The following is a 16,370-nucleotide window of genomic DNA, read 5'->3' as shown; positions in this document are numbered from 1 at the left end:
TCCGAAAGCGGCGGCCCGCGGACCGCCGTCCAAGTCCTGCCGCTTTATCCTATTCAGGAAATCGTTATTTTAGGCGTCCACGGAAGTGAGGCGGAGACCTCTTGAATCCATGCTTAGGATAGATGAAAACACGATTTCGTGCTCTCAGCGCTCTTTATGCTCCATAATCACTCCAAGAGCACGATTTCGTGCTTAATCCAGCACCATATCAACCACCTGCTTCGCATAAGCGGCAAACGGTTCAATCTGGTCCGGACTGCGGTCGATCGCCCATCTCAGTTTATCGAAAGCCCGCAGCAGCATGAGATGCCGCGTTACAGCGAGGTCTTCCTCACCTAGGCCGTACCCGTCCAAAAATGCTTTGAATTCCTCCTGATCCGGGCTGCCGCCGAGCATTTGGCACTTTAGCAATTCAATCAAATCCTCGTGCGGCGCTGCGCTTACTTCCGCGTTTTCCCAATCCAGCAAATAGACTTGTCCAGCCTCATTAACGATCGTATTCTTCAGCGATAGATCATTGTGGATTAAGCCGAAACGGAACGTGGCTCGCTTCAAATTCTCGAACAATGCTCGGACTTTCCGTGATGCTGCCAATGTGAGTACGCCTAGTTCGATAAGCTGATCCTTCTCCGTCAAGCTATTGATGTTGTACTGTACATATCCCAGCCAGCTGCCGTCCGATCCTGGGTGTGGAGGCGAGCGGAACACCCCATGCACTTGATCGACCAGTTCTTCTCCGAATCCGCTTACTCGGATCGATTGAAAGCGTCTAGCATACTCGCCAAGCCGCCTCCATATAAGGGATTTGGGCACCGCACTGTCTAGCCCGTTATCGCCGGCAACGAAAGTTTGGACCATGTAGGCGGTATTTTCCGCTATGCCGATGGAGAGCACTTCGGGTCCGGGAATGCCGACGGCCGCCGATTGCTCGATGCACCATTTTTCTTTCACAAAGCCGGCATATGATCCTGCATCGTTCATCCGGACAACGACTGTCCGGCTCCCGGTCTTAACAACGCAAACCTGATTAACGCTGCCTTTGCCAAGGATCTGGTAGGATTCGGTTACTCGCTCTTGCAAATATTCAACGGCAATTTGTTCTGCTCGCATAACGACCGCGTCTTTCATAACTCTCTCCTATGAATTGAAGTAATCGTATTTTTTGCTCATGTACTCCATGTACTTCGAGTGTAACTCATGGGTCAGCTTTTGTGACTTGTTCATCTAAGTATCGTCGATTTCCATCTAAAAACAAACTCTCGCCATCAGTAGGACGAGAGTGTATACCCTATGTACTTATCGCCTTTATTGATTGCTCATCATAACGCATTCGAACAAACCCACCGGCATCGCCTGACGCCGTTAAGCGCATTCATGCTGTTATCAAGCTTACGACTATGGTTGAAGCAAATCCGTCAGCAGCCACTCCCCGTCCCCGTCTCTGGACAGGAACCAGATATTCGTAAATACATAAGATTTGTAGATGCATTCCTTGTGCTTCAAAAAATCCGTCATCCCGTAAATCGGCGATGCATTTCGAATCAGCAGAGAGAGATCGTGCGATAATCCCAAATCCCGATAGATGCGTTCCTTCTTCTTTATCAACTCGTTCAAGGTATCGATCGATTTATCCATCGTTTCGATGCGGTCGAAATCGTCCTCGGACCTTCCGAGCAGCACCTTGGCTTGCTGCGAATCATAGAACAAATGCGTGATTTCCAGACCGCTGAACTCTTGACCGGCATGGGCCAGAATCACGTCCGGCCGTTCTTGCCGAACCTGTATGGTTAACTGATCCTTATAATTTTGATTGTAGATTTGGATAAAAATGTTCACCGCGGCATTCTCCAACAAATACTTCTCGCTATTATGTTCACTCATTTTGTTCTCGGATACTCCTTTTTGCAGATTAAGGATTTTCAGAAAACGGCTGTTTTTCGTATAGGGTATTGTATGATGGCAGTTCGCGTTATGATGCAAAAAGACTGCCGATTCGTGCATTTCGGCAGCCTTTTTTACATTTTCTTCATAGTTGCGGAGATTCGTATCTTATGAAGGCTCATAATGGACATGCACCTCGTATACGTCCGCTGATTTCTTGAGCTCATCCTCGACTCTCGTCGCGATTTCGTGCGCTTCTTGAAACTCCCGCTCCGCATCGATCAGCACGATCACGTCCACAACGGCATTGCTGCCATAATTTCGTGCCCGGATTTCCTTAACGTCTTCGACCCCGTCCACGCTAAGCACCGCATCCTTATAGGATTGAATCACGCCCTCGTCGAAGCCGTCCGAAAGATGGTGGGACGCCTCTCGAAAAATATCCCAAGCGGTCTTGCAGATGATCAGTCCGACTATAACGGCCGTCAACGGATCCAGCCATGGGAGATTGAATTGCGATCCTAGAATCCCGACTGCAGTACCCAAGCTTACGTAAGCATCCGACCGGTTATCTTTGGCGGCCGACATCAGGGCTTGGCTGTTGATTCGAAGAGCGAGCCGCTTATTATATCCGTACACGGCAATCATGACCGCGGCGCAGAAAAGTCCCGTCCATACAGCGACCAGGTCCGGCGCTTCCTCCGTTCCGCGATACATGGCGATACCAGCTTCGCTCAATACTTGCAGCCCGACCGCTGCCATAATGAATGACGCTACTAGAGAAGCGATGGTTTCCGATTTCCAGTGCCCGTAAGGATGGTCATCGTCCGCCGGCTTCTGCGCGATTTTCAATCCGATCAGCACGGCGACCGAGGCAACGATATCGGTTGCATTGTTCAGGCCGTCCGCCTTCAAAGCTTCCGAGTCCGACATATAGCCCACCATAAATTTAAGAGATGATAAACAGATATAGGCGATGATGCTAATGATCGCTCCGCGTTCGCCCAGTTTCAAGTTATCATATCTGTACTGCTGATCCATGTTGCGCTGCTCCCTCCACATTTCCTCGCTGGTCTAGCATATCAGCCGAAATCGAAGTGGGTCTAGAGAAACGTTTTTTCACTAGGGTGAAAAAATAGAGCTTGGCAAAGAAAGTTGCACCCGATAAAAAGACTTGTATAAAGACATAACGCTGTCATTTTGCCGAACCTTCTCTCTCAATCTTTCATATAAATAAAAAATAATAGTGAAGGAAGGAGAAGGATTACGATGGAAATTCCAGTTACCGGCTTTATAGTCAATCATGATGATGCCGGACCGAACCACTCCCATATCCTGTATATAACCAGTTGGGACGGAAGGCCAACGCATGTACACGAATTTTCCGGCGATACGTCCGTTGAGGTCGGACACTTTCATCATTATGCGGGAAAGACGGAGCCGGCGCCTTCAGGCGTGCAGCATTGCCACGATTTTTGCACGATCACGTCCGTAAACAGCGGGCATAAGCATACGATAAAAGGCAAAACAGGACCGGCCATACCGCTTTCGGGAGGGGGACATGTCCACTACTTTGAAGGCTTCACAACCGTTGACGGGTCGATCCCGCACGTGCATTTTTATTGCGGAACAACCGGGCGAGGCATCGATACCCGCTAAACTGAATGAACAAGGGCAGGCTGAAGCAGCCTGCCCTTTGCTTTTTGAACCTACTTGTACAAGATATCGTCCTTCAACGAAGAAACATGGGTTAACACTTGATCGATGTCTGTCTCGCTCACGCCAAAATGAGCAAGCGCATCATGTAGGTGCGTCGCAATGGCGTTAAAATGAACCGGCTGCAAATTCATCCCTTCATGCGCTTTAGCCATCGATTGCCCCGAATACTGGTTCGGCCCGCCTAAGGCAAAGCTTATAAACTTCGTTTGATGCTTCCGCTGCTTCTCCATATCGGTATTCTCGAAGAAATGATTCACGGTTTCATCCGCCAATACGAGCCCATAGAAGTAATCCACCACTTTAGCGATGACGTCCTCACCGCCAAATTTCTCGTACAGCGTTGTCACTTGCTCCACTTTACCACCCTTTTCTCAATGATTTCCGTTGGTTAATCTACCCACAATTTCGCCCCTTCATTCCGTATGAATATTCATGTGCTTGCATGTTTTTTCATGCATATACATGTTGGGAATTCAGCTTAGAACAGCAAATCCACTGTGACGGGAGTCGGTCTATCTGAGATGGTTTATCGCATCCTTGCTTGTGCTTGTCATGCTGACCGGATGTAACGGCAGCTCCGCTAACAACGCTGAACCGGGCGAAGAACCTATGAAGCATCTTTCCAAGAACATGACGGCCCATCAGAAAGACATCTTTCAAGAGCTGATTGCGAGAGTGCTTCGGAACCGCGGCAATCTCACGCCGGAAACGAGGCGGCAATTTTGGGAATTGGTCGATGAAGTCGGCGCGTCGCAGGAAGAGGTGGACACCATGAAGCACCTGCTCGCGGGTCCGATCGTCATTTACATGAACTATTTTTTCGAGGATGCCCTTGTCGCCTTGAAGGGCGGAGAGCCGTATAAATCCGCGGCGCGCTCCGATTATGAGCAGTATTTGAAGTCGCTGGAGGCGATGACGGACGACCGGATTGAAGCCAACGATCGGCTCATGGAACAAATCGCCTACCGGCAGCCGGTCCAACAGGGAGACCAGTCCTCTGTCTTGGATGAAACGATGATTCTGCAGGCGCTCGACCGTGTCCAGCAAGCGGTTGAAACCATTAATATTCTGTTCACAAGACCGTGAATATTCATATACAAACGACAAAGAGGGAGAGCCGCCAGGACTCTCCCTCCTCTATGCCAGCCACTGCATCAGATGCCTCTCGACGAAATCATCGTCGTGCAGATGCGGGTAATCGCGATAAATCCGGTCGATTTCTTCGCTTTGTCCATCCGACAGCGTTTCGCGGGGATTTAGGCACCATGTTCCTTGGAGCAAGCCCTGCCGTCTCAGCACCTCATGTATCCCGGGAATGCAGCCGGCAAACCCGTGTGCCGGATCGAAGAACGCCGCATTGGCGTCCGTCACTTCCACGCTGCGCGTCAGCCATTCCGGCGCGATGCCCTCCGTTAGACTGCGGGCTTTCTTGATCTCCTCAAGCAGCTCCACCGCCCTCTTCGTCCACACCGCCCAGTGACCTAACAATCCGCCGGCGATTCTTTTTTCAACGGGCCTCCCGTTGACGTTAAACCGGTACACCGTCAGCAAATCGTTGATGATATTGTCATCGTTCCCGGTGTACAAGGCGATGTCGTCCCGCCTGTCCGAGCTGCACACCGCGCGAACGACATCCAACGTTTGATAGCGATTGAACGGAGCCAGCTTGATCGCAACAATACCGGGAATATCCGCAAACTCCCGCCAAAACGCATAGCTGAACACTTTGCCGCCTACGGACGGCTGCAGGTAGAAGCCGACGACCGGCATGATCTCCGCCACTCGCTCCGTACGCTTCAGAATATCCGACTCCGACAAGTGCTGCAGTCCGCCCATGCTGAGCAGTCCTGCATCGTAACCGAGCTGAACCGCCGTCTCCGCTTCGCGAACCGCTTGCTCCGCCTCGCCGCAAAGGCCGGCTATCCTGATGAAGGGCCGCGTCAGTCTCGCGCGCTCGACTTCTTCGGAAGCCAGCTGCAGCACCTGCTCGTACAACCCGTATTTCGGATCGCGAATTTCGAATTGCGTGGAATGGACGCCAACGGCGATGCCGCCCGCACCGGCAGCCATGTAATACCGGGTCAGGGCACGCTGATGGGCGATAGAGAGCCGGCGGTGCACGTCCAGCGCCAGCGGGTGCGCCGGGATGACAAGCCCTTCGTGCAGCGCTTGATGCTGTTCGGGAGACAACGGTTTGCGGCGGATGACCATCGGTTAAAACCTCCCCTTGCGCTCTTGAAAATGGGTCGGCTTATTGAGCGTCACGCCGTCCGCCTCCACCCATTCGAACACCCAGTCGATCATTTGCAGCAGCGATACGCGCGGATAACCAAACTTCCGATGGCATTTCGACGCGTTGTTCAACAGCGCATTTTCGGCTTCCGTTCCCTCGAAAACGGGTTCGGTCCCGAAACGCTTGCCGAACTCCTCGGCCGCCCAGCGTACGGACATCGTCTCCGGCCCCGTTACGTTGAGGAAAGCGGTCGGCGCTTCGCACGCGAGCAACGAGCGGATGGCGATTTCGTTCGCATCCCCCTGCCAAATCACGTTGGCATAGCCCATCGTGAGTGAAATCGGCTTGCCTGCTTTAACGGATTGGGCGATCTCCAGCAGAACGCCATAGCGAAAATCGATGGCATAATTGAGCCGGTAAATGATCATCGGAATCCGATAGGTTTTCGAGAAATGCTCGAATACGCGCTCTCGTCCCAAGCAGGATTGCCCATACTCGCCGATGGGGGACGGAGCGATCCGCTCGCTTGCTCCTCCGTATCCGACGGGTGTAAACGGATACACGTTCCCGGACGAGAAGACAACGATCCGGGAATGCCGGTACTTCTCGGCTACCCGTCCGGGCAAGTACGCGTTCATCGCCCAAGTGAACGATTCGTTCCCGGTCGTGCCGAACTTGTTGCCGGCCATGTAGATGACGTTCGGGACGTCCGGCAAACGCTGGAGCTCCGCGTCATTGAGCAAATCGCAGGCGATCGTCTCTACGCCGTCCGCTTCAAGCCGCTCCTTAAGCCCCGGCTCCGAGAATCGCGATACCCCGATTACCCGTTTGCTCACGCCGGCGATTCGAATCGCGTTTATCAGCAATCGGGCTAGACTCGGTCCCATTTTCCCGCCTGCGCCAAGCAGCAAAATATCCCCTTCGATTTGCTTGATGTCTTGAATGAGCGCATCAGACGGTTCTGCCAGCTTCGCTTCCAGTTGCTCGACTGTTTTCATTGGACTTGAACTCCCTTCGATGGAGTGGTCTTTACTTCCATCTTAGTGGGCGTTCTATTAAAAGACAAATCTATAAATCGTCTTTAAATCTGCTCATTCTCCCCTAGAAAAGCAAGCCGATAGATTTGGCGCGGTCTGCCCTTCGGCACCTTCTCCACCCCGGCAATCCTCACTAAGCCATGATCCATCCATTGAAGCAGCAGCCTGTGCGTGCTGCGAACCGTAACGTCCAGGATGGAGGCCAGCTCGTGAACCATGTAATCGGTTTTGCCGGTGCGAGCCACTTGCGCCATCAGCCGGCTTAAGTAACCGGAGGTCATCCCCGCATCCTCCGAACGCTTGAGCAACGCCTTATCCGTGATCGACAGCGCTGCCTCCAAAGGATCCGTCACGGCGAGCGGGCCGATTACCGTTTGATCCTCGCCGACGATGAAGCAGGTGTCGCCGCCCGCTTCCTTCGATTTGCGCAGCGCCATTCTGGCGTGCGTCCCCGCTTCGCTCGCCGAGCGGCCGAAGCCGATGCCGATGCTGAGCGAAAGACCGAACCGCTCATTTACGCTTTTGCCCAGCGGAATCGATTTGTAGCCGCCGGTAGCTCGCTCGAATATGCCTCTCGTCGTAAAGAACAAAAATACGTCCCCCGCCAGCGGGGTCAAATAGCCTTCCAGCGACTCGGCATAATCCAGCAGCATGCGGTGGATATCCAGCTGGAGCTTCTGGACCCCGTGCTCGGAAGCATGCCCATGCACCAGGTTCTCGAACCGGTCCAGCTTCATTAAGCCCACGACGATTTGGGCTTCCCGATTTTGGCGGGACTCCGTCGAAAGCAATGCCCGTTCCAATGCGACCGTAATGTTCTGATCCGTCGGGATCATCCACTCGTTCGGAATGCCAAGCTTCGTCAGTGACCGGGCGACCGATTCGTCGGCCGTCATCGCGGCATCGCATTTTCCCGACGCATGTTCAGCCATATGAAACGCAATCAAGGCATCTTTCGACGCATACATCGATCCATCAACATGGATCGCCTCGACGCGCGTCTCGTTAATCTCACCCAATAATTTGCTTACTTCCGGCTTACTCAAGGTATCGATGGAAACGCGGAGCCGCCGGCCTTCGGCATGACGATTCTTCAGCCGCGACAATGCCCGGTAAAAGCCCGTGTCGGTAAGCGGCACATGATGGAGCGCCACCTTCACGTCCGTTTGATCGCGGATTCTGCCGTACGCGACAGGGCCGGACACGAGAATCACTTCAACTTCGGTTTCCAGCGCTTCGGCCAATCCAGGCGCTTCCGATTCATCTTCATAGATCATCGGCCGCGGCCGAAACGAGGGGAACGCCTGCAGCACCTTCAAGATCCGGCTTACGAGCGCTTCCGGACCGATAATGCCGATTGCAATGCCTTTGCCAGGTGATGCTGCCATTTCTGAATCCCCTTCCATGTCCATTTGCGCAACAACTGGAAGCTATCTTAAACCGAGCATAGCATCTGGCCGAAGAAATTTATACTGAATCCCGTTATGTTTTTTTCTGAAGTTCGCCGGTATGTTGAATGTTCACATGAACATCGATTCGATCAAGCGATTGAGGAGTAAGCTGTATGGTTTTCCAATCGTTGAATCTTTTCTTGAACATGGCATTTCTGAAGTTGTACACATCCGCTCCGATTTTCAAGCCCGCTTCATAGGTCGAGCGGATTTCTTGTTGTATTCGCTCCTCCGCTTCTTTCTCAAGCTCCTGCTCGGATGCTTTGTCGCTCAATAATTCGACGATATTGCCTCTGACTTTCACCGCAATATGAAAGACCGTCTTCCCGCCTTGTTTCGTGACCGCTATTTTCGGCCTTGGTTTTTCTAGCGATATAACCGCATATTTGGTCTCCACCGCCGTTCTTGACGTCGACTTCGTCATCCAACGCAGCCCGCTCAATTGTTTTTGCCCCAGCCATCCTTGAAAATCATGCTTCCGAACGGCAAACACGCCGTTAATTTTCAATTTCGGCTCGGGTTTCCGCTCCGTCTGCCACGCTGATTTATCGATCGAAAGCGTAGGAACTAATGCCGTGTCGCCCGGCTCATTTAAGTAAATCTGATATTCTTGCGCCAATAGCGGTTTGATAAAGGATCGCTGTATATAATTATCCTCCGGCGTGCCAAGAATCGTTAAAATCGGCGACATTTTGAAAAAAGCCGGCGTCTTCAAAATGTCTTCGATCGATTCCTTCGTGCCGAATATCCAAGGCGTATACCTGAATTCCCTATAACGCTTCAAGTTATCGAAGTACTCGTCTCCCCCGGCTTGAATAGCGCTTTCCGTGAATAGGAGCGCACGGACATGGCTCCAAAACAGTCTTCTTTGCACCGTATCGTATAGTTTGCCGAGCGCCAGCGAGAGCGTTTTCCCTTTCCCCTTGCCAACATAGACTTGCGGACCGCCGTTCCCCCCTGCATTTTCGGCTTTGGCGACATGGCTAAAGGATACAATTTGGATGTAAGCTTCATAGTTATTGTCTTTATAGTCAACCCCGATGGCGGTAGCGTACAGCAAATCTTGAATATTTTTATTGTCCCAACAGCCTGACAGCAGCAGCATGCAGCAGATCGAGAGTACGAGGAGCTTTGCTGCTTTCATGAACGTTCTCTCTGTGATGTGCCGTCAATCGGATGTAATTCGACAGGCCTTTTCAATTTGGATTTGAAAGGCCGGTTGAACACCGCCAGTATGGACGACTTCAAATCGAGGTCTCCGATCGGTGACCAGTAAGAGGTTCCGAACGACGTCAGCGTTGAGGTGTACGCCACCACGGAAATTAAACCGATGAAAAACCCATACATCCCAAGAACGGAAGAGATCAGAATCATGTAGATTCGAATCAAAGTGACGGTACCGGTCAAGGACTGATTCACCAGCGTAAAGGAAGCTACCGCTGTCACCGCAGTAAACATTAAGAGCGAAGGCGAAGCAAGACCGGAGCGAATCGCCGCATCGCCGATAATTAGCCCCCCGACTACCGTTACCGTTTGGCCGACCGGCTTCGGCAGGCGGATGCCGGCTTCGCGGAACAGCTCGAACAAGCCGAGAATGAGTAAAATCTCGATCTGTGCGGGATAAGGAATCCCGGTCCGGGCATTTGAAATGGTCGCTAGCAGAGGAAACGGAATCTGGTCGATATTAAAACAAGTGAGCGATATATAGAAGCCGGGCAAAAACATGGCCGCTAATAGACCGATTAAGCGCAGAATGCGTTGTAGAATCGTGTAATAGTAACTCGAATGAGCATCCTCGGGAGACTTTAACTGCTCCATCAGCTGCGAAGGCCCGATAACCGCCATGGGAGACCCGTCCGAAAGGACGACGAATCTGCCGCGCAGCAGCGACTCGGCTGCAAAGTCGGGTCTTCCGATCGTATCCACCAACGGGAAGATCGAATCGCTGGAGTCGCTTAAATACTCCTCCAGCTGCGCGCATCCGATGACGGTATCCACATCGATTCGGGAAATCCGGCGCTTCGCTTCCTCCACGAAGGATGGGTCGATGATATCTTTGATATACAGGATCGCTATGCGTACATGACCTCTCCTGCCTACAATGACCTGTTCATATTGCAGCGAAGCGGTTTTTAACCGTTTGCGGATAAGGGCAACGTTCGTCGACACTTCTTCCGTAAATCCGTCGCGCGGTCCGCGAATCGAGATTTCGCTGGTCGATTCCTCCGGTTGGCGCTTCGGCGGGTCTGCAAGATCCGCTTCATAGACCGTAAGCCCCTGCTCGCCGGGATAAAGAACGATGACGCTGCCTGAAAATACGCGCTGTTCCATTTGACGGAGCTCTTCGTGTCCGTCTACACGCTTCAGCTCGCCGTTACGAATCATTTCGGCTATATGGGGAATTAGATGTTCATTGAGCTGCTTGGCATCAATCATCCCGTCGCAGTAAATGATTAGAGCGCCGCCCCGCGTCTCGATCTTTACGTCGTAGCAGCTAGCGAACAACGTCCGGAAATCCTCTTCTTTCGCATCGATGATCTTCATGACGTACCTCTACTTCTAGTTGTTATGGAAGCGATCAGCGTCCAACAGAGAATCGAAATGGTCGATATCGGATAATAGTAGGCTTGGGTGTAGGCCAAAAAATCGGTATCGTTGATCCGCAGCTCTACGATGGTGAACAATACGGTCGTAAACGCCGCTATCGCGATTTTGTTATGGCGCTGTTTGGAGGTCAGCAGCTCGCCAAACAAAAACATGCTTGTGCTTATGATGATGGCGGAATTGCTGAGCCACTGATACATCGATAAAAAGTCAAGGTGCTCCACGAAGCTGCTGATGCTGACCAGCCTCCACTGCGTAAAGATAGGGAAACGCTGTTTAGCGGCTTCAAAGGGGCCGAAAGTCGTTAACAAGCCCGCAACAATGTTAATAAAAAAAAACACGACCACGATATTGAATATGACGTGATGCTTCCATTTGTAACGGCCCTGAATATGAGGCGACAGCAGCAATAACAGAAACAAGGGCATGCCTGATCGTAAGGTTGTTACTGTGCCTTGCAGGATCGGCATGGTCCCTTCGCTAAAAAAGGGCAGAAGAAGGTCATAATGCCTGTATTTTAGCGTAGACACAGCCATGAATATGATAAAGATTGTAATGGCCGGCAGCAGCACGGAATAGGTAATGGCAATCGGCTTGATGCCTTTGACCGCTAAATAGGCACAAACGATCAGCATTGGGAATGAGATTGCCCAGATTGGCGTAAAGGGAAGGATCATGGATTTGATCCATGTGACGTTATTTTTATGAATGACAAGAATCTCGCAGAACAAGTGAAGCGCAATCCAGATTCTTATTGCCCAAGCGATCGCGCTCCCCAACTTGCACTCAAGAACATCCAGGAAGGATTGGTTGGGCGGTTGATTTTTTACGATGCGATAAATCCAATAGGCATATAAGAAATACGCCATGCTCCCAATTACAGTGCTGATGAGCGCATCGCGCTTAGCCTGTTCGAGCAAGATGTTAAGGGAGGCAATTTGGCTCAACGAGAAAATGCCGCTTATACATAGAAAATAACCATGTATCGGATTGATTTTAGGATTGGAAAACGACGACATTACACTCACCACCTGCTCCGTATCGTTTCCCGCGGCCCCGGTTTTTATCCCATATCCAGGAAGCCGGCCGACAAGAATTCCTCTATATTTTCCCAAACAAATTCATCGCTTCGCTGCAACATTATCCATCGATCCGCCGTCTCTATTCATGTAGGCATCCCGGACAGCCAGATGATCAATTCGGAGGAGGTATTCCTTTATGAATCCTAATAAAAAGAAGTTCGCCGCGTCATGTTTCCTATTCTTGATCGCTATCGTCGGGCTGATCGTCACTGAAGCTTATGCTAGCGAGCAAGCGACCGCGCAGCGGGTGAAGCAATTACAAGCGCTTGAGCAAGCACAGCGGGATTACTTCGCCTCTCTATCGTATTCCCTCCATGATGAAGCGGACAAAAGAGTGCTGGACAAAGCGTGAAGCAAACGAAAATTGACATAGAAAATTGACATAGATAAGAAATGGATTAACCAACCATGCCATCCGGCATGGTTTTTTTTGTTCCTACGGGGCGTCTACGCTTCAAGGGATGCATAGCTTTTCCAAATCATCGCAAAATAATCGAACATGAGCATCCGGAGGTGAACGGCAATGGGCTTGTTACGCACCATTATCAGAGGCAAACGGCAATCCAACACGCAAGCGCCAAAAGTGTCGAAGCATCAGGATCCCAAGCCGCTTAGCACCGATCTGGATAAAAACGTCGCCGATCTGCAGAGCCTGTTAACCCTCTCACCCGAACTCATCACCCGCCGTCTCCTGATCAAGTCGACCGGAGAACGGGCGACGCTCATGTATTTAGACAGCTTATCGGATAAAATGGCCATCAACAACGATGTGCTCCGTCCGCTCATGCACTATACGGTAGAAACGGACGAGCCTCTTATCGAGCATATCGTGACGGTTGGCTGCATTAAGCAAGCAACCGATTTAGCTCAAGTCGAACTGGCCGTTCTGGAAGGCTGCAGTGTCTTATTCGTGGAGGACAAAGCGACAGCCGAGCTATTCTACACGCATGGCTGGCCGCAGCGGGCGATCGAAGATCCTCAAATGGAAGCCTCGCTCAAGGGCGCCCACCAAGGCTTCGTGGAGACGGATTGCCAGAATATCGCCCTGGTTCGGCGATATATTCAGAACCGGGAACTAAAGATTAAAGAAACGCGCGTTGGAAGGCGCGGCATGACGAGGATCAGTATTTTATACTTGGCGGATGTGGTCAACCCGGAAGTGCTGCAGGAACTGAGCGACCGAATCGATCGAATCGACACGGATGCCATTCTTTCCAGCGGCGAGTTAGAAGAGTTTATCGAGGATAACCCCTATTCCCCGTTCCCGCAATTTACGACGACGGAGCGCCCGGACTCCGTGGCATCGCAAATCTTGCAGGGGCGGCTCGCTATAGTTATCGATAAATCACCGGAAGTGCTGATCGGACCGGCCAATTTTGCCATGTTCTTTCAAAGCATCGACGATTACAGCGTCCGTTGGCAGGTTTCGACGTTTATCAGGATCTTACGATTTATGGCCTTCTTCATCACGATCTTTCTGCCTGCCTTTTATATCGCGGCCACTACATACAACTTTGAAGTCATTCCGCTGCGTTTGCTGCTGTCCATCGGGCAATCTCGGGCGGTCGTACCCTTTCCGCCTATCCTTGAAGCGCTCATAATGGAGCTGACGCTTGAAATGCTGAAGGAAGCCGGAATCCGGCTGCCGTCGCCGATTGGGCAAACCGTCGGCATCGTAGGCGCAATCGTCATCGGCCAGGCGACCGTGCAAGCAGGGTTCGTGAGCAACATCATGGTCATTGTCGTTTCTTTGACGGGACTGGCCTCGTTCATTATCCCGAACAATGACATGTCGGCGGCGATCCGATTAATCCGCTTTCCGATGATGATGATCGCGTTCTTCTACGGATTGCTTGGAGTGGGTATCGGCATGCTGGTGCTGCTGGGACATCTGATCGCCCTCGAATCGCTCGGCACGCCTTACTTCAGCCCCTTCAGCCCGGTCCGGTTTGCCGATTGGAAAGATTCATTCCTCCGGCTGCCGATTTGGAAAATGAACATGCGCCCGCTAAGCACTAGAGCGGTTCAGTCACGAAAGCAAGCACCAAAGCGAGGTGAGTAAGGGTGAAGAAATACGCGCTGAACGATATTACGCTGATTCAATATATTATGATGATTCACGGTTCGCAGCTGGGATTCGGCTTGCTGGCGCTGCCTGCTGATTTGGCCAATTATGCCGGGATGGACGGCTGGATCTCACTTATCATCGGATGGCTGTTGGCCGTTATTGCCAGCTTGTTTATCGTGCAGCTAATGAAGAAACACCCCGACGACACCGTGTACGATCTCCTTCCGCGTTATTTCGGAAAACCGCTTGGCGCTATACTGAACTGCTGCTTCATTCTCTACTTCTTATTTGGCTTTTTTATTACGTTTATCGCTTCGATCGGATTTTTTAAGATCGAGTTTCTCCCCAATACGCCGAATTTCTTAATGGTGCTCTTGTTTATCTTGCCCACCTACAACCTTGTCCGAAATAATGTGAGAGTGCTGTCCCGCTATGCGGAGATTACGTTCTGGGGATTTCTATGGATCTTTATCGTGTTCATGTATCCGTTAAAAGAAGCGCACTGGCTTAATTTGCTCCCGGTGCTGAGAGATGGTTGGCAGCCTGTATTCCAAGCTGTTAATACGACATGCCTTTCTTTTTTAGGGTTCGAGATCGGCTTGATTCTGCACCCATTTCTAAAGCATAAAGAGCATGCCGTTAAAGGCATTGTCATTGGCAATTTGCTCACCTTGATCATTTACTTGGGCGTGATCCTGATTTGCTTCTTGTTCTTCTCGCCCGACGATATTACGTCTTACCGGTTCCCTACCTTGAAAGTATTAAAAATTATCGAATTCCGCTTCATGGAACGCATCGAAATTATCGTTTTGGTAGGGTATGCCTTCCTCATCATTCGAGTCTGGACCCATTATCTGTTCGCTGGAGCATTTGGGATCAGCCGGCTGTTAGGGAAGCAGGATCATAAGCGGTATGCTGCAATAACGCTAGCCATCGTGCTCATCCTGTCGACGTACTACAAACCGTCCAATATCGGACTGCGCTCCATGCTCAAGATATTCGGTAAATTGGGATGGGGCTTCGCCTTTGCCCTCCCGATTATCCTGCTTGTATATACGAAAGTTTTCGCTATTTTCCGTAAGGGGGCTTACAGGTGACCCGCTTCTACCGCATCGCGCTAGCCGTATTGGCACTGCTGCTGCTGCCCGGCTGCTACGACCAAATGAATCTGGAGGACGCCTCCATTTCTCTCATGATCGGGCTTGATATGGATGCCGATAATAATCTGGTCATTTCATCGCAAAGTCCGGTCTTCTACAAGGAGGCCAGAGAGAAAACGGAGTCGATCACGGTGAAATCAAATTCGATTCGGGCCTCCCGTAACAAATTTGATTCCATCCTGACGGGGATTACGACCGGCGGCAAGCTCCAAACCGTACTGATTGGCAAGCGCTTGCTCGAGCAGCAAAACTGGTTTTCGCTATTAGACTTATATTACCGCGTACCGAAGTTGACCGAGACCCCGCGGATCGTTGTCGTAGACGGCGAGGTGAAGGATATATTCGAATTCAAGCCGGCCGATAAGCCTCGCCTGTCCCTACATATTAGAAAGCTGATCGATACCGCGCACATGACGAATAATACGGTAGTCACTCATTTGCAGGAGTTTCGCAGGCAAATGAAGGATAAAGGGATGACTGCTTCTTTAACGTATCTAAAAAAAGAACAGAACGATGTCGTGGTGACCGGCACAGCCCTGCTAAATAAGCGAGGAAAGCTGATGGAGCATTTCTCAATTATGGAGAGCACGATGTTCCTAGTGATGCAGAGACAAAACCCCAGGGGCGCATCACTCATCTTGAATTTGGATGAGCCTCAGGAGGATCAGGCTGTTCCGGATGATCAACGCGGGATTCGAAACGAAATCTCCTTTGATATCGTTAACTTTAAGAAAAAAGTAAAAACCGCTTACTCGAATGGAAAATTCAGGTTTGATGTGGGCTTAAAGATGAGCGTTATCATCACCTCGATCCAATCCGATAATAAAGAATTCGCCAAGCAAAGCCAGATCCAATTTCAGGAGAAAATCCAAGCGAATCTTGAGCGGCAATTCGATTCGATCGTCGAGCGGTGCCAGAAGAAAGCCATCGACCCGTTCGGCTTCGGACGCTACGCGCGCGCTTACCAATATAAAGCATGGAAGCCCGTACAGGATGAATGGGGGCAAACCTTCGCCAATGCCGATGTCCGCATGCATATTAAAGTGAATATCAAAAATTACGGCGTCACGGATTTGTATTCGCCCTTGGATGGGCAATAAAAAAAGTCCACGCGATAAGCGTGGACTTTATTGTG

16 protein-coding genes are annotated in these 16,370 nt (G+C 51.0%); 6 read left to right on the top strand and 10 right to left on the bottom strand.

Annotation, left to right across the window (positions count from 1 at the left end):
* Window positions 1-192: 192 nt before the first annotated feature.
* The 3 genes from DL346_RS04770 to DL346_RS04760 form a co-directional block, all read right to left on the bottom strand.
* Entirely contained in the window at window positions 193-1,128 is a 936-nt protein-coding gene (locus tag DL346_RS04770; RefSeq protein WP_112880897.1) for an aminoglycoside phosphotransferase family protein, read from the bottom strand.
* A 267-nt stretch (window positions 1,129-1,395) separates the two neighbouring features.
* Window positions 1,396-1,881 carry a hypothetical protein gene (locus tag DL346_RS04765; protein WP_133257484.1) on the bottom strand — a complete coding sequence of 162 codons (486 nt, stop codon included), beginning with the start codon at window positions 1,879-1,881 and terminating at the stop codon, window positions 1,396-1,398.
* A gap of 168 nt (window positions 1,882-2,049) precedes the next feature.
* Window positions 2,050-2,922, bottom strand: coding sequence for a cation diffusion facilitator family transporter (locus tag DL346_RS04760; RefSeq protein ID WP_112880895.1), 873 nt, complete (start codon window positions 2,920-2,922; stop codon window positions 2,050-2,052).
* A 228-nt stretch (window positions 2,923-3,150) separates the two neighbouring features.
* Between DL346_RS04760 and DL346_RS04755 the strand changes: the two genes are divergently transcribed.
* Window positions 3,151-3,540 (top strand): YmaF family protein, encoded by a 390-nt coding sequence (locus DL346_RS04755; protein WP_112880894.1) that lies wholly within the window; start codon window positions 3,151-3,153, stop codon window positions 3,538-3,540.
* Window positions 3,541-3,590: 50 nt separating this feature from the next.
* Here DL346_RS04755 and DL346_RS04750 read toward each other — a convergent pair whose 3' ends face one another.
* Window positions 3,591-3,947: a group I truncated hemoglobin gene (locus DL346_RS04750; protein WP_112881792.1), complete on the bottom strand. Its 357-nt coding sequence runs from the start codon at window positions 3,945-3,947 to the stop codon at window positions 3,591-3,593.
* A gap of 262 nt (window positions 3,948-4,209) precedes the next feature.
* On the opposite strand from DL346_RS04750, the gene DL346_RS04745 reads away from it, so the two are divergent.
* Window positions 4,210-4,686 carry a hypothetical protein gene (locus DL346_RS04745; protein WP_133257483.1) on the top strand — a complete coding sequence of 159 codons (477 nt, stop codon included), beginning with the start codon at window positions 4,210-4,212 and terminating at the stop codon, window positions 4,684-4,686.
* Between the two features lie 51 nt (window positions 4,687-4,737).
* Here DL346_RS04745 and DL346_RS04740 read toward each other — a convergent pair whose 3' ends face one another.
* The 6 genes from DL346_RS04740 to DL346_RS04715 form a co-directional block, all read right to left on the bottom strand.
* Complete coding sequence (locus DL346_RS04740) at window positions 4,738-5,811, bottom strand: dihydrodipicolinate synthase family protein (protein ID WP_112880892.1); 1,074 nt, start codon at window positions 5,809-5,811, stop codon at window positions 4,738-4,740.
* A 3-nt stretch (window positions 5,812-5,814) separates the two neighbouring features.
* The gene (locus DL346_RS04735) at window positions 5,815-6,831 is read right to left on the bottom strand and encodes an NAD-dependent epimerase/dehydratase family protein (protein ID WP_112880891.1); all 1,017 of its coding nucleotides are present in this window, start codon (window positions 6,829-6,831) and stop codon (window positions 5,815-5,817) included.
* Window positions 6,832-6,914: 83 nt separating this feature from the next.
* Complete coding sequence (locus DL346_RS04730; protein WP_240633029.1) at window positions 6,915-8,258, bottom strand: hypothetical protein; 1,344 nt, start codon at window positions 8,256-8,258, stop codon at window positions 6,915-6,917.
* A gap of 94 nt (window positions 8,259-8,352) precedes the next feature.
* Entirely contained in the window at window positions 8,353-9,465 is a 1,113-nt protein-coding gene (locus DL346_RS04725; protein WP_112880890.1) for a Ger(x)C family spore germination protein, read from the bottom strand.
* Window positions 9,462-10,865 (bottom strand): spore germination protein, encoded by a 1,404-nt coding sequence (locus DL346_RS04720; protein ID WP_112880889.1) that lies wholly within the window; start codon window positions 10,863-10,865, stop codon window positions 9,462-9,464. The genes DL346_RS04725 and DL346_RS04720 overlap by 4 nt, the downstream gene beginning before the upstream one ends.
* The gene (locus tag DL346_RS04715; protein ID WP_112880888.1) at window positions 10,862-11,944 is read right to left on the bottom strand and encodes a GerAB/ArcD/ProY family transporter; all 1,083 of its coding nucleotides are present in this window, start codon (window positions 11,942-11,944) and stop codon (window positions 10,862-10,864) included. Before DL346_RS04715 ends, DL346_RS04720 begins: the two co-directional genes overlap by 4 nt.
* A gap of 199 nt (window positions 11,945-12,143) precedes the next feature.
* Between DL346_RS04715 and DL346_RS04710 the strand changes: the two genes are divergently transcribed.
* From DL346_RS04710 to DL346_RS04695, 4 genes are all read left to right on the top strand, one after another.
* A complete protein-coding gene (locus DL346_RS04710) occupies window positions 12,144-12,359 on the top strand; it encodes a hypothetical protein (protein ID WP_112880887.1) in 216 nt (71 codons plus the stop codon).
* Window positions 12,360-12,530: 171 nt separating this feature from the next.
* Window positions 12,531-14,069, top strand: coding sequence for a spore germination protein (locus DL346_RS04705; protein WP_112880886.1), 1,539 nt, complete (start codon window positions 12,531-12,533; stop codon window positions 14,067-14,069).
* 2 nt (window positions 14,070-14,071) lie between these two features.
* A complete protein-coding gene (locus tag DL346_RS04700) occupies window positions 14,072-15,172 on the top strand; it encodes a GerAB/ArcD/ProY family transporter (RefSeq protein WP_112880885.1) in 1,101 nt (366 codons plus the stop codon).
* Window positions 15,169-16,335 (top strand): Ger(x)C family spore germination protein, encoded by a 1,167-nt coding sequence (locus tag DL346_RS04695; protein ID WP_112880884.1) that lies wholly within the window; start codon window positions 15,169-15,171, stop codon window positions 16,333-16,335. Before DL346_RS04700 ends, DL346_RS04695 begins: the two co-directional genes overlap by 4 nt.
* Window positions 16,336-16,370: the final 35 nt, after the last annotated feature.

The organism is Paenibacillus montanisoli (assembly GCF_003268025.1).
Lineage (GTDB): Bacteria > Bacillota > Bacilli > Paenibacillales > Paenibacillaceae > Paenibacillus_Z > Paenibacillus_Z montanisoli.
This window is presented reverse-complemented; position numbering and strand designations above follow the sequence as displayed.

Bases quoted from the DNA above. Each gene is read 5' to 3' on its own strand.
- DL346_RS04770 (WP_112880897.1), bottom strand. From the start codon at position 1,128: ATGAAAGACGCGGTCGTTATGCGAGCAGAACAAATTGCCGTTGAATAT.
- DL346_RS04765 (WP_133257484.1), bottom strand. From the start codon at position 1,881: ATGAGTGAACATAATAGCGAGAAGTATTTGTTGGAGAATGCCGCGGTG.
- DL346_RS04760 (WP_112880895.1), bottom strand. From the start codon at position 2,922: ATGGATCAGCAGTACAGATATGATAACTTGAAACTGGGCGAACGCGGA.
- DL346_RS04755 (WP_112880894.1), top strand. From the start codon at position 3,151: ATGGAAATTCCAGTTACCGGCTTTATAGTCAATCATGATGATGCCGGA.
- DL346_RS04745 (WP_133257483.1), top strand. From the start codon at position 4,210: ATGAAGCATCTTTCCAAGAACATGACGGCCCATCAGAAAGACATCTTT.
- DL346_RS04740 (WP_112880892.1), bottom strand. From the start codon at position 5,811: ATGGTCATCCGCCGCAAACCGTTGTCTCCCGAACAGCATCAAGCGCTG.
- DL346_RS04735 (WP_112880891.1), bottom strand. From the start codon at position 6,831: ATGAAAACAGTCGAGCAACTGGAAGCGAAGCTGGCAGAACCGTCTGAT.
- DL346_RS04730 (WP_240633029.1), bottom strand. From the start codon at position 8,258: ATGGCAGCATCACCTGGCAAAGGCATTGCAATCGGCATTATCGGTCCG.
- DL346_RS04725 (WP_112880890.1), bottom strand. From the start codon at position 9,465: ATGAAAGCAGCAAAGCTCCTCGTACTCTCGATCTGCTGCATGCTGCTG.
- DL346_RS04720 (WP_112880889.1), bottom strand. From the start codon at position 10,865: ATGAAGATCATCGATGCGAAAGAAGAGGATTTCCGGACGTTGTTCGCT.
- DL346_RS04715 (WP_112880888.1), bottom strand. From the start codon at position 11,944: ATGTCGTCGTTTTCCAATCCTAAAATCAATCCGATACATGGTTATTTT.
- DL346_RS04710 (WP_112880887.1), top strand. From the start codon at position 12,144: ATGAATCCTAATAAAAAGAAGTTCGCCGCGTCATGTTTCCTATTCTTG.
- DL346_RS04705 (WP_112880886.1), top strand. From the start codon at position 12,531: ATGGGCTTGTTACGCACCATTATCAGAGGCAAACGGCAATCCAACACG.